This window comes from Tenacibaculum piscium (genome assembly GCF_021390715.1).
GTDB lineage: Bacteria > Bacteroidota > Bacteroidia > Flavobacteriales > Flavobacteriaceae > Polaribacter > Polaribacter piscius.
The window spans coordinates 233,554-255,571 of record NZ_JAJGWT010000003.1 but is presented as its reverse complement, the minus strand read 5'-3'; the positions used below and the strand labels follow the sequence as shown (position 1 = coordinate 255,571).

The window sequence follows — 22,018 nt, the reverse complement described above, 5'->3', positions numbered from 1 at the left end:
ATGAAATGTTAAAGTAGCAAGTTTTAAACGCCTATTTTTTCGCCCATTTTCACAAAAGTTTCTATATGATTTTTGGTATTTTTAAGGATATCGGCATCTATTTTGAGTTTATTTTTATCAATAATTAAAACAATTGTTGAGCCACCGAAGGCAAAATAGCCCATTTCGTCGCCTTTTTTTACGGGTTGTTCTTTTTGATAGGTGCTAATAATCGTTCCGACCATGGTAGCGCCAACAGGAGCTACAATAATATCTCCTTTTTCTTGGGATGATAAAATGCAATATTCTCGTTTATTTTCACAAAAAACTTTGGTAAAATTCGATGCCAATGCGTAGGGAGAAACGGAGAAATAACTACCTTTAATTTTGGTCATTTTCGACGGTATTCCTTTAAACGGAAAATGATAGCGATGATAATCATTCGGAGCTAATCGTAAAATAATTAAGGAAGAATTTTCATGTTTTTCGGCTAATATATCATCGGCTAAAAATTCTTTTAGGGTAAATTTTCGTCCTTTTACAAAGAAATTATTGATATCGGCAATATTTTCAAAAGCTAACATTTTTCCATCACCAGGGGAAACGAATCCGTTTTCAATAGGGCGTGCGCCACGTTTTAATTTTCTGTAGAAAAAATCATTAAAAGAGGTATATTTTTCTATTGATTTTTCGGCTTCATTCATATTGATGTCTAATTCTTTTACAAAATCATCAATTTTAGTAACAGAATTTGGTTTGTCCATTAATTTGCCATAATAAGCGGATAAAAATTTACGTTTCACGATCGGTAAAAGTGCCATTTTACCAAACGGATTATGATATAATAATTTCAAAAAACCTTCACCAGGTGGTGTTTCGGTGATTAAGTTTCCAGATTTTCTATCGATAAATTGTATTTTCATAGTTTCGGCTTATTTTTGGGCTTATTTTTTGACTTTATTAATGCCTCCGAGTTCTTGAATTTCGGTAATTAATTTCCATGCTTTATGGGCGATATCTTCTGTTAATTTTTCTAAATGATAACTTCCAGCCCAAGGGTCAATTGTTTTGGTGATATGGGTTTCTTCTTGTAAAAAAAGTTGTGTGTTTCGAGCAATTCGTGCTGAAAAATCATTTGGTAAAGCCGTTGTTTGATCGAATGAATGTGTGTGTAAACTTTGCGTACCTCCAAAAGCAGTAGCCATTGCTTGAATAGTGGTTCGAGTGATGTTATTAAAAGGCTGGTCATCAATCAAAGAAAAATTTGAAGTATTTTTTGTTTCACAATGTAGGTTTAAAATCGATGATTTTGCATCTTTCGGGTTGAATTGTTGTACAATTTTCGCCCATAACATTCTAGCGGTTCTTATTTTTGCAATTTCTTCAAAATGATTCATGCCAACTTCAAAAGAGAAGGTTATTTTTGGAGCAATAGCATCAATATTGATGCCTTTTTTCACGTTTTTTTGTAGCTGTTCTAACCCTTCGGATAAAGCGTAAGCGATTTCAATTTCAGGAGTTTTTAGGGCTTCTTTTTGGTTTGAATTCGCTGATTTTTTCAAGCTTTCTTGATGAATTATCCAAGGTTTTTCAAGATACATTGTTGGAGAAGTACCTCGTAAATAAGGAGGTATTCCTGCAATAAAATCCTCATGTTGTTTGTGTGTAACGTCGGATTTTTTAGGTTGTTGTACTTGTATATTTGATACGTCTTTTCTACTCATTTTTATTTTCTACTTACTATTTATAGCTCGTTATTTACTATTTTTTACTTTTCTTTATATTTTTTTGCTGATTTTTTATTCGTTTTCTAAGCGTTTTTGTTCTAATTTTTCAGTGATTCTTTTTTGAATAATAGGTTGAATACGTGTTTTTTCGTGTCTGATTTGTACAAAAGGGAAAAGCGGTATTTTATTTTTCATTCTATTTTTCGGATTTTGTATTGTATTAGAACCTATCAAAACAAGTTTTCCAGCATCAAAATTTTCTTGTTCTTTTGTTGCTGATTCTCTAATTTTTCGTTGAATAATCCCTTGTTTTAATTGTTTTAAAAAACCGCCTCCTTTTTCGATTGTTTTAAAAACGGTCAGGGCATTTTGTACTAATTGTTGGGTAATCGATTCGATATAATACGTGCCATCTGCAAAATTTTGAGCTTCTGCAAAACCACTTTCTTGCTGTAAAATAAGCAATTGATTCCTAGCAATTCGTTGTGTAAATTCGTTAGAATGATTAAAAAAATCATCATAAGAAACATTGCTAATTGTATCGGCACCGCCTAAAATCGCACTCATACATTCCGAAGTTGTACGGACCATATTGATATGATAATCGTACAATGTTTTATTGCGTAAACTTGGTTGTACAAATAGATGTGCTTGTTGATTTTCAACATTATATTCTTTTAAAAGGGCGTTCCATAAAATTCGAAAGGCGCTAAGTTTTGCGATTTCAAAAAAATAATCACTTCCTACCGAAAAATTAAAATGTATTTTATGAGCGATTTCACTTCCAAAATAATTCAAATATTCATTGGCGTGTGCAAGTGCATAGGCGAGTTGTTGGGTGTAATTTGCTCCTGAATTTTGATATATTGAAGTATGAATACAAACGCTATTCTTTATTTTTGATATGATTTTTTCAAATTCTTTAAAATCGTTATTTGTGTTATTGAACCAATTTCCAGTGGCAACTAAATTACCAATAATATCGATATTAAAATAACATTTTTCACTGTTGATAAATGTTGCTAATTCGAGAACAAAATTGGCATCTAAGAATTTAAAATTAAAATAAAGTGTGGTATTTTTTAAGTCAATATCTTTTAAAAGAGTTTTATAGTCGAAGGGTTTTTTGGCTTTAAATTCAATGGCTTTTGCCCCTTTCTTTAACGAATCGATAGCAAAAATACGAGCTTCTTCGATGGCTGTAATGTAAATTGATTGACAAACAGTAAAGCCTTTTTGGGGCATGTTTATTGCTGTATTTGTCTGATCTTCTTTAGTATAAAAAGGTTTAACCGTAATTCCTTGGTCGGTTTTCCAAAGCAGGGTATTGTAATCAGCTCCTTTGAGTGCCACCTGAATTTGTTGTTTCCATTGTGCGGGGCTACTTTTGTTGAATTCGTTAAATAAATAATCGCTCATTATTTTGGAATTGTATCAAATTCTATAATATAAATATCTTCATTTTCTTTTTTCATCAAATATTTTTCACGTGCGTAGCGTTGCAATTCGATAGAATTTTGAAGATTTTGTATTGTTTTTTTATCGGCACTAATTTTCTTTTGATGATAGTCAATCCAAACTTCTAATTTTTCAATTTCTTTATTAAATTCTCGGTGAGTTAGGTAGGAATTTTCATCAAAAAAAAGCATCCATGTAATAAATATGGTTAAAATAATAACATAGGTATTTGTTGCTATTTTAAAGGGTATTTTATTTTTTATTGATTTTAGATTCATCATTATAAACGTTCGCTGATTACGGTTCTAACAATATCAATAGCCACATTATTATGTTTATCGTTGGGGATAATAATATCGGCATAATTTTTTGTAGGTTCAATAAATTGTTGATGCATTGGTTTAAGCGTATTTTGATATCTGCTTAAAACTTCGTCAACATCACGACCTCTTTCTTTAATATCTCTACGAACTCGTCTTATGAGTCGTTCATCGGCATCAGCATGTACAAAAACTTTTATATCACAAAGATTTCTTAGTTTTTCGCTATTAAAAATTAAGATTCCTTCTACAATAACAACTTTTCTTGGATGTGTTTTTACGGTATCTTTAGTTCTATTGTGCGTAACGAATGAATAAATAGGTTGTTCAATAATTTGATTATTTTTCAGCTTATTTAGATGTGTAACGAGCAGTTCAAAATCGATGGCTCTAGGATGGTCGAAATTAATATTGGTTCGTTCTTCATAGCTTAAGTTTTCGGTTTCACTATAGTAAGAATCTTGAGAAATAATACATACTTCATCTTGTGGAAGTTCATTAATTATTTTGTTTACAACAGTAGTTTTACCACTACCGGTTCCGCCAGCGATACCGATTACAAATATATTTTTCATGGAGGCGTGTTTTATTAAGCTAAATAATGAAAGCAAATTTAGGGAAAAAAATTAGGAAAATAAGGGCATAAAAAAAGTGCTAACCGTTAAGTTAGCACTTTTTATTTTATTTTGAGCCGATGGAGGGACTCGAACCCACGACCTGCTGATTACAAATCAGCTGCTCTAGCCAGCTGAGCTACATCGGCTTGTTTGCCCTTAAAAGCGATGCAAATATAGTATCTTTTTAGAAACTGACAAACTTTTTTTTATTTTTTTAGATGATTTTTATGTTATTTTTTCTTCTGATTTGTTAACTCATTGTTTTATATGTGAATACGTGTTTTATTTTTTTTGAAAAAAAATAAAAAAACTTCTAAAAAAAGGAATACGAAAACTAAAAATAACTAAAAGCTAAAAAAGTTCTAGCATTAGGCTAGAACTTTTTTTCAAGAATAAATAGTATCAAGAATAATAAATGATGAGTAAACTATTCAATATAACAATAAACGTAGATTACGTTACATTTATTGTCTTTAAATTTATGCAGTTAAAGGTTTCCCTTTTAATCGTTTTTCAATTCGTTGTTTTACAACAGTTAATCGTTTCATTGCATCCATTAACGCAACATCTTTGGTTTCTTTATATACTTCGTTTATCTCTAGTATTAGAGATTTTACTTCTCTTGAAGCTAATATTCTATCACTAGTAGTAATAAATTTGAATTTTCGGTGTTCAAATTCGTCTGCTTTACTAATTAATTCTGAATTCATAAAATACTTACTTATTTAATTAAATTATCCTTTAAAATTCTAGTTTCGTAATTAATTTTGGTCAAAAAAAGATTAAAAACTAAAATAAAATGGGGGGCAAATATATATTAATCTTTTATTAACTTGTAACAAAACAATACAATTGTTTTATTTATATATAAATTTTCTTTATATAGTTCATTATAGTAAGAACGGCTCTTTTTATTACGCAACTATCGATTTTGTTAAGCTAAATATAAGTATTTTATATTTAAATATAAGATTTATTAGCAGAACTTTAACACATTAGGGTAATTTCATATTAATAATACGGTTAATTAAGTAGGTAATTAAGAGGTAAAGTAGCTTTGAAAGCTAGTTATTCTTGGTTATATTTACTGATAATTTAAGATATTTTAATAAAATAAACAATCAGTTATTAGGTATGAATAGTGGTATAAGAAAAATTTTAGTAATTATTTTTGTAATCGTGTTACAATCTTGTAATAGTCAGCAGAAAAGAAAAGTTTTAGGAAATTCTGATTTTCAAAAAGAACTAAATTCTGAGTTTAAAGACGCGTCAAAATCACCTTTAACCAAAAGAGGTTTGCGAAAATTTAAAGGATTGGATTTTTTCAAAATTGATGATATGTATAAAGTTACGGCAAAAATCGTTAAAACGCCCGATGCTCCGAATTTTCATTTTCCAACGACAAAAGGAACGGTTGTGGTTTACAAAAAATATGGAATTGTTTCGTTTAAAATTGCTGATAAAAATTTTGAACTCGCTATTTATAAGGATATAAAACCGAGTGAAAAATATCAAAATCATTTATTTTTGCCTTTTTTTGATAAAACAAATGGAAAAACAAGTTATGAAGGCGGTCGTTTTATCGATGTTTTAACGACCGATGAAACTCAAAACGGCACTATTTTGATTGATTTTAATGAAGCTTACAATCCGTATTGTGCGTATAGTAATCGGTATTCTTGCCCAATCACACCAAGAGATAATTATTTAGATATCGAAATAAATGCAGGCGTAAAGGCATATAAAAAGTAAAAATACATCGAGAATTGTATCGAGAAATTGAACTTTTTTATGTTGATGAATTTTAAAGTTAAAAAAGCTCTCGATACAATTTCTTTGAAAGAAAAAAATCACTGGAATTTAGCGTTTTTATGATTTTTTACTTCTTGTAATTTTTTAATTATTGTTGATAACAATAGTGTTAGAAATTTCTTTATATATTTTCCAAGACCAAGCGATAAATAAAAATTGAAAAGGAACTCTAATTAACGCTGCCGTATGTGAACCAATCGCAGGAGTTGCTGAAAATACATCCCAAATATGAATAGGTAAAAATAAAAGCATCAAATAAAATATTCCTAAAGCGCCCATTTTTGCATATTTCTTATTCAAAAATAATAATATTCCTAAACCAATTTCTAAAATTCCTGATAGATAAATAATCGTTATCGGAAACGGTAAAAATGAAGGCACAAAAGGCAGGTAAAAAGTTGGTTTTATAAAATGTTGTACACCGCCAAATATCATAAATACTGCTAGAAGTATTTTTAATACATTCCAAAATCGTTGTTTTTTTGTCATCATAATTTGAGTTTTATACTTTTTTATTCCGCAAGATACAAAAAAGAATGATTATTCATTTTCTTTATTAATGTTTTTGAAATCAGCTTTATTTTTTATAAATTTAAGTAAGAATATCGCTCTCAAATAGTTTATTTTTAAAATTGTTTTTAGAGGCTATTTTTTAAATTGAAAAAAATCAATAAAACGAATTAATGAAAAATCAGAAAAATTACGAAAATTTACAAGACACCCTTTCTTTTTTTAATATTGATTGTCATAACTCTTATTATATATCTTCGGGAAAATCAATTTTTAAATTTCCAGAAAATCCATTTCGCATGGATTATTACGCCTTTTGCATTTGCACAGATGGCGAAATTGATTTAGAAATTAATGCCATTAATTATAAAATAAGAAAGGGGAGTGTTTTTTGTTCTGCGCCTTCTACGATTGTCCATTTTTTAAATGCAAGTCCTAATTTTAAAATTCAAACCGTATTTTTTGAAAAGAATTTTTTACTGACCAATATTTCCGATCCGTTTATTATTGAAAAAATGGCGTTGTTTCAACAAAGTTCGTATTCGGTGTTGCATACATCGGAAGAAAATACGCAAAATTTATTGAAAATTATCAATACGATAAAAGAAAAAGAACAGTGTAAAAGTATATTTACCAAACAAATGATTCGTGTTTTAATTTTTAATCTGCTTTTAGAAATTGCCGAAATTATTCAACAGAAAACACCAAATATAATAGCTTGTAAAGATGTAAAAACAACTATTTATCTGCGTTTTAATAAATTGGTACAAGAATGTATTTTAGAAGAGAAATCAGTTGGTTTTTATGCTAGTGAATTGTGTATTTCTAATAAATATTTAATCGAAATTACTAAGAAAAATGTTGGAAAAACACCACATCAAATTATTGAAGAAGCTTTGTTAAAAGAAGCGTTAGTTTTATTAGGAAATCCTGCTTTATCAATTTCTGAAATTGCGTATCAACTTCAATTTAATTCTATTTCGGCTTTTGGGCGATTTTTTAAACGACAAACAACAAGTTCGCCATCTTCATACAGAAATACTAAAAAGTAAGAAACTATAATTTAAGGATACTATTGCTGAATTTTGGGATACAAGTTAATTTAAGGATAGTGGTAACTTTGGATAACAAAGAATTAAACACTCAATTAAATACTATCTGAAATGAAAAAAGACACTTCAAAATTTGACAAAGTATTAAATGTTTCTCCTTTTCTAGGAAAGGTAAATCACACTCCAGATGCGAGTAAAGATGTAGTTCATAATTCAAAAGATATTCCGATGCCTTTTGCTGATTTAACAGGAAATTATCAGCGAAATAAAGGGATTCCTTCAAAATCATTTAAAGATAGCAAAGTTTATATTGTAGGAAGTGGAATTGCAGGATTATCGGCGGCTTATTATTTTATTAGAGACGGACATTTTTCAGGAGAAAACATTGTTTTTTTAGATAAATTATCAGTAGAAGGCGGTTCGCTTGACGGTGCAGGAAATGCTGAAGAGGGTTATATTATCCGAGGTGGACGAGAAATGGAAATGACCTATGAAAATTTATGGGATATTTTTCAAGACATTCCAGCCCTTGAAATGCCCGCTCCTTATAGTGTTTTAGACGAATATCGTTTGTTAAATGACAACGACCCGAATTATTCAAAAGCGCGATTAATTCATAATAAAGGAGAAATTCAAGATTTTAGCAAATTCGGTTTGGATAAAAAAGACCAACTTGCTATTGTAAAATTATTGTTGAAAAAGAAAGAAGAATTAAACGATTTATCGATTGAAGATTATTTTAGTGAATCATTTTTACAAAGTAATTTTTGGTTTTTATGGCGTACCATGTTTGCTTTTGAAAACTGGCATAGTTTATTAGAATGTAAATTATACATGCACCGTTTTTTACATACTCTTGACGGAATGAAAGATTTATCATGCTTAGTTTTCCCGAAATACAATCAATATGATACGTTTGTAAAACCTTTAACCGAGCATTTAAAATCGAAAGGTGTAACCATTCAGTTTGATACGCTTGTAAAAGATTTAGACATCAGAATTAATACCGAAGGCAAAGTTGTACAAGGAATTATCACCGAACAAAACGGTAAAGATGTGGTTATTCCTGTAACAAAAAACGATTACGTAATTGTTACCACAGGTTCTATGACCGAAGATACGTCGTATGGAACGAACACAAAACCAGCGATTGAAACTATTGATAACAGCCAAAGCGGAAAAAGTGACGGTTGGAAATTATGGAAAAATTTAGCTGCGAAATCGTCTGATTTTGGAAAACCTGAAAAGTTTTGTGGAAATATAGAAAAATCGGCTTGGCAATCGGCAACCTTAACGTGTCGCCCTTCCGATTTGACCGAAAAATTTAAAGAATATTGTGTAAACGATCCGTATTCAGGAAAGGCAGCCACAGGAGGAATTGTAACCATTACCGATTCTAATTGGTTGATGAGTTTTACCATTAATCGCCAACCGCATTATCCAACGCAACCCGACGATATTTTAGTGGTTTGGGTGTATGCTTTATATATTGATAAAGAAGGAAATCATGTACAAAAAAGGATGCCTCAATGTACAGGAAATGAAATTTTATCAGAATTATGTTTTCATTTAGGTTTAGAAAATCAACTTGAAAATGTGATAGAAAACACGATTGTTCGCACTGCTTTTATGCCGTATATTACATCAATGTTTTTGCCTAGAGCTACTGGCGATAGACCTCAAATTGTGCCTAACGGATGTAAGAATTTAGGACTTGTCGGACAATTTGTAGAAACGAACAACGATGTTGTTTTCACGGTAGAATCATCAGTAAGAACGGCAAAAACAGCGGTTTATAAATTGATAAATTCAAACAAACAAGTACCAGATATTGCTTCAACTCAATATGATATTCGTCAAATATTAAAAGCGACGAAAGCTTTAAATGATAACAAACCTTTTCCTGGAGAAAGTATTTTAAAACGCGTGTTAAAAAACACTTATTTTGAACATATTTTACCAATTGATGTTGAAGAAGCACCAGAAGAACATCATGAATCTTTTATTGCAGAACAATTTGAAAAATTACAAGATTGGGCAAAAAATCTTTAATATAATTGATACTTAAAAAAGGGGATTTGTTATTTATAAAATCCCTTTTTTAAAAAAATATAGCGTAGAATTTTTAAAAAATACACAAGATGAATTACAAAAATATTACTGTAGCAGGAAGTGGCGTTTTAGGCTATCAAATAGCATTTCAAGCAGCTTTTCATAAATTTAACGTAACCGTTTACGATATTAACGATGAAATGTTAGCAAAGGCAAAAGCTAAATTTCCAAAAATGTGTGAAGCTTTTCAAAGAGATTTAAACGCTTCGGATGCTGATTTGGCTGTTGCTTTTGATAATTTAAAATACAGTTCAAATTTAGTAGATGCCGTAAAAGATGCCGATTTATTAATTGAAGCTGTTCCAGAAAATCCAGCTATTAAAATAGATTTTTATACAAAACTAGCAAAAGTTGCCGTTGAAAAAACGGTATTTGCAACTAATTCCTCTACACTTTTGCCGAGTCAGTTTGCTGAGGTTACAGGGCGTCCTTCTCAATTTTTAGCGCTTCATTTTGCTAATGATATTTGGAGAAATAATACGGCAGAAATTATGGGACATTCAGCAACAAATCCTGAAATATTTAACGATGTGGTAGCTTTTGCAAAAGCAATCGGAATGTTAGCATTACCTTTGCAGAAAGAGCAACCAGGTTATATTTTGAACTCGTTATTAGTGCCTTTTTTAGGTGCGGCTACCGATCTTTTAGTAAAGGAAGTTGCCGAGCCTCAAACTATCGATAAAACTTGGATGAAAGCTACAGGAGCACCCATCGGACCTTTTGCAATTTTAGATATTGTCGGAATTAATACCGTGTATAATATCAATAAAATGGCTTCTGAAAAATCAAAAAACCCTTTGAAAATTAAAACAACCGAATTTTTAAAAGAAAATTTTATCGATACCAATAAATTAGGCGTTTCAACTGGTGAAGGTTTTTATACATATCCGAATCCAGCGTATAAAGAAGATGATTTTTTAAGTTAATATCAAAATAAAATTAAAACACAATTTTCAATGAATACAAATCCAGAAAATCAAAAAGCATATTTCATTGGTGGTGGAATCGGTTCATTAGCAGGAGCTGTTTTTTTAATCAGAGATGGAAAATTGTTAGCAAATAATATTACAATTTTTGAAAGTTTACCGAATTTAGGCGGGAGTATGGACGCTTTTGGAAATCCTGAAAATGGTTACATTATGCGTGGAGCTCGTATGTTAACAATGAATATTTATGAATGTACATGGGCGTTGTTTAAAACAATTCCTTCATTAACGGATCCTAATAAATCGGTATATGAAGAAACACGTGCGTTTAATGAGCGTATAAAATCCGACGCAAAAGCACGGCTTATTGATAAAAATAGAGCAATTATTGATGCTTCAAAATTAGGTTTTTCAATATCCGATAGAATAGAATTACTCAAATTAAGTGAAGCATCCGAAGAAAAATTAGAAAATACGTGCATTTCAGATTGGCTTTCGCCTTCTTTTTTTGAAACTAATTTCTGGTTTATGTGGCGTACTACTTTTGCTTTTTCTCCTTGGCATAGTGCCGTAGAATTTAAACGCTATTTGCATCGATTTATGCAAGAGTTTTCCGAAGTAGAAACCATGTCGGGCGTAAGACGTACGGTTTATAATCAATACGATTCGATGATTCGTCCTTTGGAAATTTGGCTCGAATTACAAGGCGTGAATTTTAAAAAAGGCTGTACCGTAACCGATTTACAAACCGAAATTAATAAAAATAAAGAAATTGTTGCTACTGGTTTTGAGTATCTAGAAGCCGAAAAAAAACATCAAATTAGTGTCGAAGAAAATGATGTTGTATTTTTTCAAAATGGTTCGATGACCGATGCGTATAGCCTTGGTTCTATGAAAAAATCTCCAAAATCATTGACCAAAAAAATAAGTAAAGGTTGGGAGCTTTGGGAAAAATTAGCTCAAAAACATCCAGAATTTGGAAATCCAGCAAACTTTAATTCAAGTATTCCAGAAACTTCGTGGGAATCCTTTACGGTTACCTTAAAAGACACCGCTTTTTTTGATAAAATGGAAGCTTTTTCAGGAAATAAAGCAGGAACAGGAAGCCAAGTTACGCTTAAAGATTCGAATTGGTTTTTAAGTTTTGCTTTAAATAGTCAACCACATTATAGAAATCAACCTACGGAAGTACAGGTTTTTTGGGCGTATGGATTGCATCCCGACCGTGTCGGAAATTTTGTGGCAAAACCAATGACAGAATGTTCAGGGGAAGAAATTCTTCAAGAACTTTGCGGACATTTAAAATTTGATTACGATACCGTTTTTGCCAATGCGATTTGTATTCCGTGCCGTATGCCGTATATTACCAGTATGTTTATGCCTCGAAAAAAAGGAGATAGACCTTTGCCTGTGCCTAAAAATTCTAAAAATTTAGCTTTTGTAAGTCAATTTGTTGAAATTCCTGATGATGTCGTTTTTACAGTCGAATATTCGATTCGAGCAGCACAAATGGCAGTGTATCAGCTTTTAAATATACATGATGAAATTCCACCAATAACGCCTCACGACCAAACATTAAAAGTTAAAATGGAAACAATTATCAAAGCTTTTGAGTAATTTTTTATCTTCATAAATAATCTAAAACAGTCAATAAACAGTCAAGAAATAATCAAAATATAATGAAAATATAATGAAAAAAATAAACCCTTCTTTTTTGTTATTCCTAAATTATTTTTTGGCTGTTTTTCTAGTGTTTTATAGTGATACAATTCTTGCTCAAGAAAATTATCCTGTGCCAGAAAAAACAAAAAACCTTCTTTTTTACATTCAACATAGCAATAATTATAATACCTATTTATATGATATCAATAGAAGTGAAGCCTTTGTAAATAAAGAGTTTCCAATAAAAGAATATCGTATTTTGTATGCGAAAGATGGAAGTAAAAAAGAGTTAACAACCTTGCAGAAAAAATTAGCATACGGTGTTATTATAGAAAGATTAGCCGTTAATTTATATAAATTTAGGCTTGTTGCTACTGATGCGCTATTTTTTTATTTAACTATTGATAAGGCTCAAAATGGGCATGTTTATACGATGGTAAATAATCGAAAAATGTATGTTGATAAGTTGTTTCTTCAATTTGAAGATACGGCTTTTGGAAAAAATATTAAAACGAAATATATTCTTTTTTATGGTGAAGATTTTCAAACTCGAAAAAAAATAGTAGAAAAATATAGAATGTAATCAGCAAAAAAGAGATTATAATGGGCGAACACATAGATTGTTCACCCATACGAAATAATTTTTTTTATTTTGATGGCGGATTTAAGCCTTCTTTACTATCTTTTTTGATGGCTTTTTCCAAAGATTTTAAAACTGTTTTTCGAACTTTTAATTTGGTTTGATGATGTGCTTTTGGGTTTAATGTTGCAAACATTTCTGCAATTTTAATCGCCGTTGGTAATACCTGATTTTCATGAACAATTGTATCTAAAAAACCAGCAGTTACCGCATCTTCTGGCGAGTACATTTCCGAATTATTGACACTTCGATTCAAATACGTAGGCGTTAAACGACCTTTGGCAATTGCAATTCCTGCATTGTGCATGGTCATTCCGATTAATACTTCATTGAATCCTATTTTAAAAGCACCTTTTGCACCAATTCTGTAATCCGAAGAAAGTAACAAAAATGCGCCTTTTGCAATGGCATGACCTGTACAAGCTACAAGTATCGGAAATGGAAATGATAACATTCTGTGCGATAAAGTTGAGCCTTTTGTTACCAATTCTAAGGCAGATTCTGGTGAAGTTGTCATACTTTTTAAATCATATCCAGCAGAAAAAATACCCGATTGTCCTGTTAAAATAACTACTTTTTTTTGAGATTCTGCTTGGTCTAAAAATTTATTTAAAGAATCAATTACTTCGTGAGAAATGGCGTTTACTTTTCCGTTTTTAAGCGTAATAATTGCGTACTTTTCAGTAGATGAATAGTCTATTAATTCGTTCATAATCTGTTATTTTTTTAATTTTTAAATAAATTCAACTGAATTTAACCAAGAATATTCCTGCAAAAACAGCTAAAAATCCTACGATAAAACTCGCAATGGTATAAAAGGCAAATGTTGTAAAATCGCCTGCTTTTAGAAATACATGATTTTCATACGCAAAACTTGAAAAAGTAGTAAATCCACCGCAAAAACCAGTGGCTAATAACAACGTATGATTTTGGGTTACTGTATCATTTTTAGCAGCAAATCCTAAAATAAAACCAATCAGTAAACTTCCTAAAATATTTGCGGTAAAAGTACCATACGGAATCCCTGTTTGTTGATTATTTAAAAGTTTTCCGATTAAAAATCGTAAAACACTTCCAAAGCCACCGCCAATAAAAACGAGTAATAATTGTTTCATTTTGTTGTTAAATATTTTTGATAAATCAGCTCTTTGCTAAAATAACAAAACCTCACCGAAAGGATGAGGTTTTGTTATCTAAAAAAATATAAAGTTGTTATTTTAAAGTAACATCTTCGGCATCTGTCCAATTCCATTTGCCTACAATAATTCCTTTTTCAACCGTAACAATTCCTGGGTTTGCTCGAATCACTGTTTTTAACGCCGTTTCATCACAGAAACCAAAGATATATGGCATGTTAAATTCCTTTTGAGTAAGGGCTAAATCTTCAATATAAGAAGCCGTTAATACATAAATTTCATAGCCTTTTGCCTTGGCAGTACTTGCAATTTCCGATACCGCTACAATCCCTTCTTTTTCAGATTTATCAAAATTAGACATGATAATTAACATCGCTTTCTCTTTAGATAACATCGTTTCTAATAAATCTCCTTCATCCGTTTCAATCATAAAATCATGGATTGGCGGAATATTATCACCACCTTCTTGATATTTCATGCCTTGTGCAATATCAGTTCCTACGGCGTAGGCTCTAAAATCAATAATTGGCAAATGTTCTAAAACCTGATACACAATTCCAAAGGATACTAACAACGCTGTATAAGTCGTTATTAATCCTATTTTATTGGAAAATAATGGTTTAATATATCGTAATCCGAGGATTAAAATACCGATAAAAACCATAAATACAATATTTTTATAGAAGGTTTCTTTTGGTGTTAATTTTAAAGCATCACCAAAACAACCGCAATCGGTAACTTTGTTGTATGTGTAGGAATACCAAGTTAGAAATAAGAAAACCAAATTAATTCCAAATAAACTCCAAACCGTTAATTTAGGTTTGTAACCCACTAAAAGCATTACGCCTAAAATCAATTCAATAACAATTAAAAGAATGGAAAATGGTAAGGCAAATGGAATTAGAAATTCTAAATTTAAAACATCTTCACTGAAATATTCTTCAAATTTATATTGAGAACCAATAGGATCGACTAATTTTACAAATCCTGAATAAATAAATAAAAATCCGACTAATATTCTTGAAATATGGGTGATTATTTTTAAAATCATAATAGTATGTATGTTTTAAGTTAAAATGTTAATTCATAGCTAATTTGTAGCTAATTCTGAATGAAGAATTAATGCAAAAATAGCATAATTAATCATATCTTGATAATTGGCATCAATTCCTTCAGAAACTAAGGTTTTTCCTTGATTATCTTCAATTTGTTTTACGCGAAGTAATTTTTGAAGAATTAAATCGGTTAAAGATGAAATTCTCATTTCTCGCCATGCTTCGCCATAATCATGGTTTTTATTTTCCATCAATTCTTTACTTATTTTGATATGTTTATCATATAAATCAACGGCTTTTTTTGTGGTTAAATCGGGTTTTTCAACAACGCCTAATTCGAGTTGAATCAGTGCCATAATTGCATAATTGATAATCCCAATAAATTCTGATTTTTCGCCTTCATCTACTTTTCGCTCAGTATTTTCCTGTAATTGGCGAATACGTTGTGCTTTGATAAAAATCTGGTCAGTTAATGACGGAAGTCTTAAAATTCGCCAAGCACAGCCATAATCGCTCATCTTTTTGATAAACAAATTCTTACATTCTTCTGTTACGGCATCGTATTGTTTGGACGTTTTTTGCATTTTATTTTTTAATAAGTAATCCTTCAAAAGTAGTAAATATTACAGCGATTTCGCGTATTTTTACTCTTAAAATCGTTTTAAAGAGTTCTTAAAACTGCTTAAAACCTTTTTGAACTTCTGAAAATAGTTGAAAATAGTTAAAAAGATATAAAAATCAATAAGCATGACAATTAATTGCAACGGAAATCTAATCGATTTAACAACGCCTAAGGTGATGGGAATTTTAAATATTACGCCCGATTCTTTTTTTGATGGTGGAAACTATAACGATGAAAAAGAAATTTTGAATCAAACAAAAAAAATGTTAGATGAAGGTGCAACTTTTATTGATGTCGGTGCATATTCGTCAAAACCCAATGCAAAAAAAGTCTCGGAATCGGAAGAATTAGCCCGAATTATTCCTGTCATAAAATTATTAAAAAAGCATTTTCCTCAAATTATAATCTCCGTTGATACTTTTAGAAGTAAGGTCGCAAAAGAAGCGATTCAAGCAGGAGCTTCCATAATTAATGATATTTCTGCGGGTATTTTAGATGCCAAAATGTTTGAAATTATAGCAGAATTACAAGTGCCATATATTATGATGCACATGCAAGGAACACCACAGGATATGCAATTAAATCCTGTTTATCAGGATATTGTAAAAGAAATAATTTCATTTTTTGCCGAAAAATTAGCGACACTTCGAGCTTTAAAAGTAAACGATGTTATTATTGATGTCGGTTTTGGATTTGGAAAAACAAACGAACATAATTACGAATTGTTAAAAAAGTTATCCTTATTTAAAAGTTTAGAAGTACCAATTTTAACAGGCATTTCACGAAAATCAATGTTATATAAAGTTTTAGAAATTTCACCAAAAGAAGCTTTAAACGCTACAACCGTGGCAAATACTATCGCTTTATTACATGGTACAAAAATTTTAAGAGTTCACGATGTAAAACAAGCTGTTGAAGCAGTGAAAATTGTCGAAAAACTTCAAGAAATTTCATGATTTTAAAAACGAATGAGCTTAAATTTTCATCAAAATAATTACAAGTAATGAATTTACGTTTTATTGATTTTTCGTTTCTCGATGTGCTTGATATTATTTTAGTTGCCGTCTTGTTATACTACATTTATAAGCTATTAAAAGGTACGGTGGCGATTAATATTGTTATCGGAATTACGTTTATTTTCTTAATTTGGAAGATAACACAAGCACTTCATATGGAAATGTTGAGCGGGATTTTAGGATATTTATTATCGGGTGGTGTTATTGCGTTAATTATTGTTTTTCAGCAAGAAATCAGAAAGTTTTTATTGATGATAGGAACGACTAATTTTTCAGCAAAAAAAAGTTTTTTACATCAGTTAAAATTTATGCAAAGCGAACTTACTCCCGAAGTAGATATTGATATTCAAACAATTTTACAGGCATGTATTAGCATGTCAAAAACAAAAACAGGCGCTTTAATTGTTATTGAAAAAACAAATAATCTTGATTTTTTAATCAATACAGGTGATACAATGAATGCACAAGTAAATGAAGCAATTTTAGAAAGTATCTTTTATAAAAATAGTCCATTGCATGATGGAGCAACGGTAATTCGAGATAATTTTATTGTAGCGACTCGTGTTATTTTACCTGTTTCTAACAGTACAAAAATACCTGCTCGTTTCGGATTACGGCACAGAGCCGCTATTGGCGTTACCGAAAAAACAGATGCTATTTGTTTGTTAGTATCCGAAGAAACAGGTGAAATATCGTATATAAATAATGGTGAATTTGTGTTGTATAAAACCCAAGAAGAATTATTAACAAGATTACAAAATGATTTAAGAACATAAAAAAAGCTCGCAAATTGCGAGCTTTTAATTTGTATAAAAATCTAAAATTATTTAGCAGGAGCCATTTTAGATTGGATAGCGCTCATTACTGAGTTAAATTTCTTTTTTCCTTCAGCATCTAAAGAAGAAACTATTTTCTTTCCTTCAGCAGCTAATTCAGCACCTTTTTTAGCTAAGCTTGCATTTTTTACTACATCTCCTTTAGCAGCGATATAATCATTAGCATAGTTAGCATATGAGCTTAAATACTCACCAACTTTAGGATCTTTAAATTCAGGAATAGAAACTCCTTCAATTGCAGATTTTACAGCATCAACAGCGTCTTCGGCACCTTCAGCAACTTTAGCAGCAGCATCAGAAGTAGCGTCAACAGCTTTGTTTGCAGCATCAGCAGTAGCATCTACAGCTTTTGTAGCAGCATCAGAAGTAGCATCAGCAGCATCTTTTGCAGCTTCAACAGTAGCATCAGTAGCGTCTTTTGCTTTTTCTTTAGCCTTATCACAAGAAGTTGCTAATAATGCTCCAGCAACACACATAGTTAAAATTACTTTTTTCATCGTTTTATGATTTTTTAGTTTATAGATTGATATGCACAAATGTATTGTATTGCGCATTGTAAACAAACTATTTACAAAATAATTTTAGATAATTTTAGTTTTAAATTGCTTTTTATATAAATTCTTATAATAACCATCTTTTTTACGTAAAAGTGATGCTTGATTTCCTACTTCAACAATCCGACCGTTATCCATAACAATAATTGTATCAGCTTTTTTAATAGTCGCTAATCGGTGAGCAATGATAATCGAAGTACGGTTTTTGGTGATTTTATCCGTAGCAAATTGAATCATTTTTTCCGAATTAGAATCCACCGAAGATGTCGCTTCATCTAAAATTAAAATACTTGGTTTGCTTACATACGCACGCAAAAAAGCAATCAATTGACGCTGTCCTGAAGATAACATACCGCCACGTTCTTTTACATTATAGTCATAATTATTGGGCAAACTCATAATAAATTTATGAATTCCAATTTGCTTGGCAGCCTGTTTTACTTCCTCCAAAGAAATAGTTTCATTTTTTAAGGAAATATTATTGAAAATAGTATCAGAAAATAAAAATACATCTTGTAAAACAACGGCTATTTTTTCTCGCAATGCATTAATTTCGTATTCTTCAACTAGTATATCATCTAAATAAATAGCACCGCTATCTATTTCATAAAAACGATTTATCAAATTAATAATTGTTGATTTTCCTGCACCCGTAGCTCCAACAATTGCAACGGTTTCTCCTTTTTTAACATCAAAAGAAATACCTTTTAAAATTTCTTCTCCTTTAATATAACTAAAATGTACGTCCTTAAAACGGATGTTTCCTTGTAAACTCGCAGTGGTGATTTCACCATTTTTAGCAATACTACTTTGGGTATCAATAATAGAAAATACACGTTCTCCAGCCACAATTCCCATTTGAAGTTGATTAAATTTATCCGCAATTTGACGAAGCGGTCTGAATAACATTTGTGCCATTTTGATAAAACCAATAATAGCTCCAACTGACACTGCGTTATCTTCAATTACTTGTAATCCGCCGTACCAAACGATTAAACCAATCGCAATCGATGATAATATTTCAGCAATTGGAAAAAAAATAGAGTAGTACCAAACCGTTTTAATATGTGCTTTTTTATGTTTTTCGTTAATTTCAATAAAATTTTTATACTCAATTTTTTCACGATTAAAAAGCTGTACAATTTTCATTCCCGTAACTCTTTCTTGCACAAATCCGTTGAGGTTGGCTACCTGATTACGAACATCTTGAAAAGTAGCTTTTATGGCTATCTGAAATAATTTGGTGGCATAAATTAAAATCGGTAAGGTTGCCAAGGCGATAAGCGCAAGTTTCCAGTTGGTGTATAACATCACGATGATAACGACGATCATTTTTAATAAATCGCTAATAATCATAAAAACACCTTGCGTAAAGAAATTCGCAATTGTTTCAACATCAGAAACCACACGAGTTACCAGTTTTCCAACCGATGAATTATCAAAATAACGCATATTAAAAGACATTATTTTTCGAAATGTTTTCGTTCTGATGTCTTTAATAATATGCTGACCAACCCAATTCGCATTGTAAATAAAACTAAATTGAAAAAATACCTGTATTAATAAGGTAACAAGCATTGCGATGGTGTAATATAATAATCGTGTAGGGTCTTTATGAGCGACAAAATCATCAATAGCACGCATTAAAATAACGGGACTTAGTACCGCAAATAGTGCCAAAAGTATCGTAGAGATGGAAGCTAGAATAAATCGTACACGGTATTTTTTTGCAAAACTCATCAGTCTTACAAAAATTTTAATATCAAATGCTTTTCCTGTTGTTTTGCTCACGTTATTTATTTGTTATTTATTTTTTTGCCAAATAGTATCTGTTAATTAGATATAATCGTAGGCAACTTTTGTTAAAAATAATCCCTTTGCAGGTGCTGATGTTCCTGCGTTACTTCTGTTTTTACGTTCGATAATTTTCTTAAAATCTTCCAGACTTATTTTGCCTGTTCCAACGTCAATTAAAGTACCGACAATCGCTCGAACCATATTTCTTAAAAATCGATTGGCACTAATATGAAACGTTAATTCATTGCCGTTTAATTTCCAAACAGCATTGGTAATATCACAATTAAAAGTATGTACGTCTGTTTTTACTTTTGAAAAACATTCAAAATCTTGATGCTTGTATAAAATCGCTCCTGCTTGGTTCATCAAATCAATATTTAATTGCTGATTGTATAATTGCCAAGAAGTATCTAACGAAAAAGGATTTCTACCGAGCCAAATTTTATATTCATAACTTCGACTCGTGGCATCGAAACGAGCGTGTGCAGTATCATGCACCAATTTACAGTTAAAAATTACAATATCATCAGGTAAAAGTGCATTTAATCGAAACGCAAATTGATTAGTTAAGATAGCATCGGTATCAAAATGAGCAAACATTTGCGAAGCGTGTACGCCAGTATCGGTTCTTCCTGCGCCTGTAATCATAATATTTTCTCTTAAAACAGTGCTAATTGCCTTGTTTATTTTTTCTTGTACTGATACGGCATCAGGTTGTATTTGCCAACCATGATACTTTTTTCCTTTATACGCTAATTCAATAAAATATCTCAAAAAACACGAAATTTAAATGGCTAAATTATGAAATATTCACCTGATTTCTTGTTGATTTGAGTAATTTTGTATTGATGAAAAAAATACTATTACTTTCCGATACGCATAGTTTTATTGATAATCAAATCTTGAAGTTTGTAAAACAAGCCGATGAGGTTTGGCATGCAGGCGATATTGGCGATTTAAAAGTAACCGATACCATAAAAAAACTCAAGCCACTAAGAGCCGTTTATGGAAATATTGATGATAATAATGCAAGAGCAGAATTTCCGTTAGATAATCGATTTATAGTGGAAGATGTTTCGGTTTGGATAACACATATTGGCGGCTATCCAAACGCCTACAAACCCAGAGTTCGGGAAGAATTACAGCAGAAATCACCTAAAATATTTATTAGTGGACATTCTCATATTTTAAAAGTTCAGTACGACCAAAAATTTAATTTACTACACTTAAATCCAGGAGCATCAGGAAAATACGGGTTTCATAAAATAAGAACAATGCTTCGTTTTGAATTGGATAAAGGCGAAATTATCAATATGGAAGTTATCGAATTAGGAAAAAAATAAATTAAAACTAAATTTTCGTCATGCTGAATTTATTTCAGCATCGCATCAACAGGAGAACTACGGCAAATCAGGATGTGAACTGAAATAAAATCCCTTTGACGGATTCGATTCCTTATTTTTCTGTTATATTTTTTTTTCAGATGAAATTTAAACAGGCTCTAAAGAATAATAAATAATAATAATAAAGAGTGAAAATGTAAAAACCGAGGTCTTCACCTCGGTTTTTGTCGCACTAAAATATATATTAGGATTATCGAATTCTATCTACAGATTTTACAAGATCTTCATCCTTCTTGATGGCTTTATTTGCTAAAACTACTAACAAAATAACAAGAATAGGAAGGAACATCCCAATACCTTTCTCGGAAACCGAAGCCTCTCCAGATAATGTTTGTGATAGATAAATCAAAATACCTACTAAAAAAAGATTAATCAAAATATTTAAACGCCCTAAAACAAATTGTAATTCCCTTTTCTTAAATAAAAATAAGGTTACAATTGATAGTAAAGCAGACATCAAAAATAAGATAGGCGTCGCTTTTTCTAACAGCGAAACACTAGAGAATAAATCAATTATATACACAGAAATAGCTGACTGTGTCGTCCAAAGACTAAACACAAAAGGTAAAATTCCTGACAAAATTCCTGCAATGAATAAGTATAAAGATTGTTTTCTCTGTATCATATTTAAGATTGGATAGCAAATATAATATTTATTTTTTTAAAAAGAAATATTACAAGTTAAAATATTTGTATATATTTGTCAGATAAGTACCTGCACAATAACATAATTATATAGTTCCTATATAATTTGAAATCATAAAAATTTAAATACAATTAAATC

At 30.7% G+C, this 22,018-nt stretch carries 23 protein-coding genes, 1 tRNA gene and 1 pseudogene; 9 read left to right on the top strand and 16 right to left on the bottom strand.

All coding sequences use genetic code 11. The features are described from left to right. Positions 1 to 23: 23 nt before the first annotated feature. The 7 genes and pseudogenes from asd to L0U77_RS04880 all read right to left on the bottom strand — a co-directional run bounded on the left by asd (position 24) and on the right by L0U77_RS04880 (position 4,811). Entirely contained in the window at positions 24 to 902 is an 879-nt protein-coding gene (gene asd, locus L0U77_RS04910) for an archaetidylserine decarboxylase (protein ID WP_101916770.1), read from the bottom strand. A gap of 33 nt (positions 903 to 935) precedes the next feature. Continuing rightward, positions 936 to 1,703: pseudogene (locus tag L0U77_RS04905) on the bottom strand (methylmalonyl-CoA mutase family protein); the annotation flags it as partial. A gap of 75 nt (positions 1,704 to 1,778) precedes the next feature. Beyond that, positions 1,779 to 3,125: a methylmalonyl-CoA mutase subunit beta gene (locus tag L0U77_RS04900; protein WP_233897338.1), complete on the bottom strand. Its 1,347-nt coding sequence runs from the start codon at positions 3,123 to 3,125 to the stop codon at positions 1,779 to 1,781. Continuing rightward, positions 3,125 to 3,445: an FtsB family cell division protein gene (locus L0U77_RS04895; RefSeq protein ID WP_101916767.1), complete on the bottom strand. Its 321-nt coding sequence runs from the start codon at positions 3,443 to 3,445 to the stop codon at positions 3,125 to 3,127. Before L0U77_RS04895 ends, L0U77_RS04900 begins: the two co-directional genes overlap by 1 nt. Next, positions 3,445 to 4,095, bottom strand: a complete 651-nt coding sequence (udk, locus tag L0U77_RS04890) for a uridine kinase (RefSeq protein ID WP_256444160.1) — start codon at positions 4,093 to 4,095, stop codon at positions 3,445 to 3,447. Before udk ends, L0U77_RS04895 begins: the two co-directional genes overlap by 1 nt. Before the next feature lie 78 nt (positions 4,096 to 4,173). Next, positions 4,174 to 4,247: transfer RNA gene (locus tag L0U77_RS04885), tRNA-Thr, on the bottom strand. A 333-nt stretch (positions 4,248 to 4,580) separates the two neighbouring features. Next, positions 4,581 to 4,811, bottom strand: coding sequence for a hypothetical protein (locus tag L0U77_RS04880; RefSeq protein ID WP_101902682.1), 231 nt, complete (start codon positions 4,809 to 4,811; stop codon positions 4,581 to 4,583). 424 nt (positions 4,812 to 5,235) lie between these two features. Between L0U77_RS04880 and L0U77_RS04875 the strand changes: the two genes are divergently transcribed. Beyond that, on the top strand, positions 5,236 to 5,853 hold the full coding sequence (locus L0U77_RS04875; RefSeq protein ID WP_233900123.1) for a DUF1684 domain-containing protein: 618 nt from the start codon (positions 5,236 to 5,238) through the stop codon (positions 5,851 to 5,853). A gap of 144 nt (positions 5,854 to 5,997) precedes the next feature. Here the strand turns inward: L0U77_RS04875 and L0U77_RS04870 are convergent, their stop codons facing one another. After that, positions 5,998 to 6,405 carry a DoxX family protein gene (locus L0U77_RS04870; RefSeq protein WP_233900817.1) on the bottom strand — a complete coding sequence of 136 codons (408 nt, stop codon included), beginning with the start codon at positions 6,403 to 6,405 and terminating at the stop codon, positions 5,998 to 6,000. 191 nt (positions 6,406 to 6,596) lie between these two features. Between L0U77_RS04870 and L0U77_RS04865 the strand changes: the two genes are divergently transcribed. The 5 genes from L0U77_RS04865 (at position 6,597) to L0U77_RS04845 (ending at position 12,758) form a co-directional block, all read left to right on the top strand. Next, a complete protein-coding gene (locus tag L0U77_RS04865) occupies positions 6,597 to 7,475 on the top strand; it encodes a helix-turn-helix domain-containing protein (protein WP_101916766.1) in 879 nt (292 codons plus the stop codon). Between the two features lie 111 nt (positions 7,476 to 7,586). Next, the gene (locus L0U77_RS04860) at positions 7,587 to 9,527 is read left to right on the top strand and encodes an oleate hydratase (RefSeq protein WP_233900816.1); all 1,941 of its coding nucleotides are present in this window, start codon (positions 7,587 to 7,589) and stop codon (positions 9,525 to 9,527) included. Positions 9,528 to 9,616: 89 nt separating this feature from the next. Continuing rightward, positions 9,617 to 10,513 carry a 3-hydroxyacyl-CoA dehydrogenase gene (locus L0U77_RS04855; protein WP_233900815.1) on the top strand — a complete coding sequence of 299 codons (897 nt, stop codon included), beginning with the start codon at positions 9,617 to 9,619 and terminating at the stop codon, positions 10,511 to 10,513. 30 nt (positions 10,514 to 10,543) lie between these two features. Next, on the top strand, positions 10,544 to 12,130 hold the full coding sequence (locus L0U77_RS04850; RefSeq protein ID WP_233897342.1) for an oleate hydratase: 1,587 nt from the start codon (positions 10,544 to 10,546) through the stop codon (positions 12,128 to 12,130). A 73-nt stretch (positions 12,131 to 12,203) separates the two neighbouring features. Beyond that, positions 12,204 to 12,758 carry a DUF4833 domain-containing protein gene (locus tag L0U77_RS04845; RefSeq protein ID WP_233897343.1) on the top strand — a complete coding sequence of 185 codons (555 nt, stop codon included), beginning with the start codon at positions 12,204 to 12,206 and terminating at the stop codon, positions 12,756 to 12,758. A 64-nt stretch (positions 12,759 to 12,822) separates the two neighbouring features. Here L0U77_RS04845 and L0U77_RS04840 read toward each other — a convergent pair whose 3' ends face one another. The 4 genes from L0U77_RS04840 to L0U77_RS04825 form a co-directional block, all read right to left on the bottom strand. Beyond that, a complete protein-coding gene (locus L0U77_RS04840) occupies positions 12,823 to 13,527 on the bottom strand; it encodes a crotonase/enoyl-CoA hydratase family protein (RefSeq protein WP_233897344.1) in 705 nt (234 codons plus the stop codon). A gap of 31 nt (positions 13,528 to 13,558) precedes the next feature. Then, positions 13,559 to 13,930: a fluoride efflux transporter CrcB gene (gene crcB, locus L0U77_RS04835; RefSeq protein WP_233897345.1), complete on the bottom strand. Its 372-nt coding sequence runs from the start codon at positions 13,928 to 13,930 to the stop codon at positions 13,559 to 13,561. Positions 13,931 to 14,027: 97 nt separating this feature from the next. After that, on the bottom strand, positions 14,028 to 15,002 hold the full coding sequence (locus L0U77_RS04830) for a MauE/DoxX family redox-associated membrane protein (RefSeq protein WP_233900814.1): 975 nt from the start codon (positions 15,000 to 15,002) through the stop codon (positions 14,028 to 14,030). Positions 15,003 to 15,041: 39 nt separating this feature from the next. Beyond that, the gene (locus L0U77_RS04825; protein WP_233883671.1) at positions 15,042 to 15,590 is read right to left on the bottom strand and encodes a DUF1599 domain-containing protein; all 549 of its coding nucleotides are present in this window, start codon (positions 15,588 to 15,590) and stop codon (positions 15,042 to 15,044) included. A 163-nt stretch (positions 15,591 to 15,753) separates the two neighbouring features. Between L0U77_RS04825 and folP the strand changes: the two genes are divergently transcribed. Continuing rightward, complete coding sequence (gene folP, locus L0U77_RS04820; protein ID WP_101916758.1) at positions 15,754 to 16,584, top strand: dihydropteroate synthase; 831 nt, start codon at positions 15,754 to 15,756, stop codon at positions 16,582 to 16,584. A gap of 47 nt (positions 16,585 to 16,631) precedes the next feature. Beyond that, entirely contained in the window at positions 16,632 to 17,420 is a 789-nt protein-coding gene (gene cdaA / locus L0U77_RS04815) for a diadenylate cyclase CdaA (RefSeq protein ID WP_101916757.1), read from the top strand. A gap of 47 nt (positions 17,421 to 17,467) precedes the next feature. Here the strand turns inward: cdaA and L0U77_RS04810 are convergent, their stop codons facing one another. The 3 genes from L0U77_RS04810 to truA form a co-directional block, all read right to left on the bottom strand. Then, on the bottom strand, positions 17,468 to 17,977 hold the full coding sequence (locus L0U77_RS04810) for a hypothetical protein (protein WP_233897347.1): 510 nt from the start codon (positions 17,975 to 17,977) through the stop codon (positions 17,468 to 17,470). Positions 17,978 to 18,061: 84 nt separating this feature from the next. After that, positions 18,062 to 19,774, bottom strand: a complete 1,713-nt coding sequence (locus L0U77_RS04805) for an ABC transporter ATP-binding protein (protein WP_233900813.1) — start codon at positions 19,772 to 19,774, stop codon at positions 18,062 to 18,064. A gap of 96 nt (positions 19,775 to 19,870) precedes the next feature. Beyond that, positions 19,871 to 20,605 carry a tRNA pseudouridine(38-40) synthase TruA gene (truA, locus tag L0U77_RS04800; protein ID WP_101916755.1) on the bottom strand — a complete coding sequence of 245 codons (735 nt, stop codon included), beginning with the start codon at positions 20,603 to 20,605 and terminating at the stop codon, positions 19,871 to 19,873. Between the two features lie 74 nt (positions 20,606 to 20,679). Between truA and L0U77_RS04795 the strand changes: the two genes are divergently transcribed. Beyond that, on the top strand, positions 20,680 to 21,174 hold the full coding sequence (locus L0U77_RS04795; protein ID WP_233900116.1) for a metallophosphoesterase family protein: 495 nt from the start codon (positions 20,680 to 20,682) through the stop codon (positions 21,172 to 21,174). A 250-nt stretch (positions 21,175 to 21,424) separates the two neighbouring features. Here L0U77_RS04795 and L0U77_RS04790 read toward each other — a convergent pair whose 3' ends face one another. Further along, complete coding sequence (locus tag L0U77_RS04790) at positions 21,425 to 21,859, bottom strand: DUF4293 domain-containing protein (protein WP_101916753.1); 435 nt, start codon at positions 21,857 to 21,859, stop codon at positions 21,425 to 21,427. Positions 21,860 to 22,018 lie beyond the last annotated feature (159 nt).

Bases quoted from the DNA above. Each gene is read 5' to 3' on its own strand.
- folP (WP_101916758.1), top strand. From the start codon at position 15,754: ATGACAATTAATTGCAACGGAAATCTAATCGATTTAACAACGCCTAAG.
- L0U77_RS04795 (WP_233900116.1), top strand. From the start codon at position 20,680: ATGAAAAAAATACTATTACTTTCCGATACGCATAGTTTTATTGATAAT.
- L0U77_RS04805 (WP_233900813.1), bottom strand. From the start codon at position 19,774: ATGAGTTTTGCAAAAAAATACCGTGTACGATTTATTCTAGCTTCCATC.
- L0U77_RS04845 (WP_233897343.1), top strand. From the start codon at position 12,204: ATGAAAAAAATAAACCCTTCTTTTTTGTTATTCCTAAATTATTTTTTG.
- L0U77_RS04810 (WP_233897347.1), bottom strand. From the start codon at position 17,977: ATGAAAAAAGTAATTTTAACTATGTGTGTTGCTGGAGCATTATTAGCA.
- cdaA (WP_101916757.1), top strand. From the start codon at position 16,632: ATGAATTTACGTTTTATTGATTTTTCGTTTCTCGATGTGCTTGATATT.
- crcB (WP_233897345.1), bottom strand. From the start codon at position 13,930: ATGAAACAATTATTACTCGTTTTTATTGGCGGTGGCTTTGGAAGTGTT.
- L0U77_RS04830 (WP_233900814.1), bottom strand. From the start codon at position 15,002: ATGATTTTAAAAATAATCACCCATATTTCAAGAATATTAGTCGGATTT.
- L0U77_RS04840 (WP_233897344.1), bottom strand. From the start codon at position 13,527: ATGAACGAATTAATAGACTATTCATCTACTGAAAAGTACGCAATTATT.
- L0U77_RS04880 (WP_101902682.1), bottom strand. From the start codon at position 4,811: ATGAATTCAGAATTAATTAGTAAAGCAGACGAATTTGAACACCGAAAA.
- L0U77_RS04870 (WP_233900817.1), bottom strand. From the start codon at position 6,405: ATGATGACAAAAAAACAACGATTTTGGAATGTATTAAAAATACTTCTA.
- L0U77_RS04850 (WP_233897342.1), top strand. From the start codon at position 10,544: ATGAATACAAATCCAGAAAATCAAAAAGCATATTTCATTGGTGGTGGA.
- L0U77_RS04895 (WP_101916767.1), bottom strand. From the start codon at position 3,445: ATGATGAATCTAAAATCAATAAAAAATAAAATACCCTTTAAAATAGCA.
- L0U77_RS04860 (WP_233900816.1), top strand. From the start codon at position 7,587: ATGAAAAAAGACACTTCAAAATTTGACAAAGTATTAAATGTTTCTCCT.
- L0U77_RS04825 (WP_233883671.1), bottom strand. From the start codon at position 15,590: ATGCAAAAAACGTCCAAACAATACGATGCCGTAACAGAAGAATGTAAG.
- L0U77_RS04900 (WP_233897338.1), bottom strand. From the start codon at position 3,125: ATGAGCGATTATTTATTTAACGAATTCAACAAAAGTAGCCCCGCACAA.
- L0U77_RS04875 (WP_233900123.1), top strand. From the start codon at position 5,236: ATGAATAGTGGTATAAGAAAAATTTTAGTAATTATTTTTGTAATCGTG.
- L0U77_RS04855 (WP_233900815.1), top strand. From the start codon at position 9,617: ATGAATTACAAAAATATTACTGTAGCAGGAAGTGGCGTTTTAGGCTAT.
- asd (WP_101916770.1), bottom strand. From the start codon at position 902: ATGAAAATACAATTTATCGATAGAAAATCTGGAAACTTAATCACCGAA.
- L0U77_RS04865 (WP_101916766.1), top strand. From the start codon at position 6,597: ATGAAAAATCAGAAAAATTACGAAAATTTACAAGACACCCTTTCTTTT.
- L0U77_RS04790 (WP_101916753.1), bottom strand. From the start codon at position 21,859: ATGATACAGAGAAAACAATCTTTATACTTATTCATTGCAGGAATTTTG.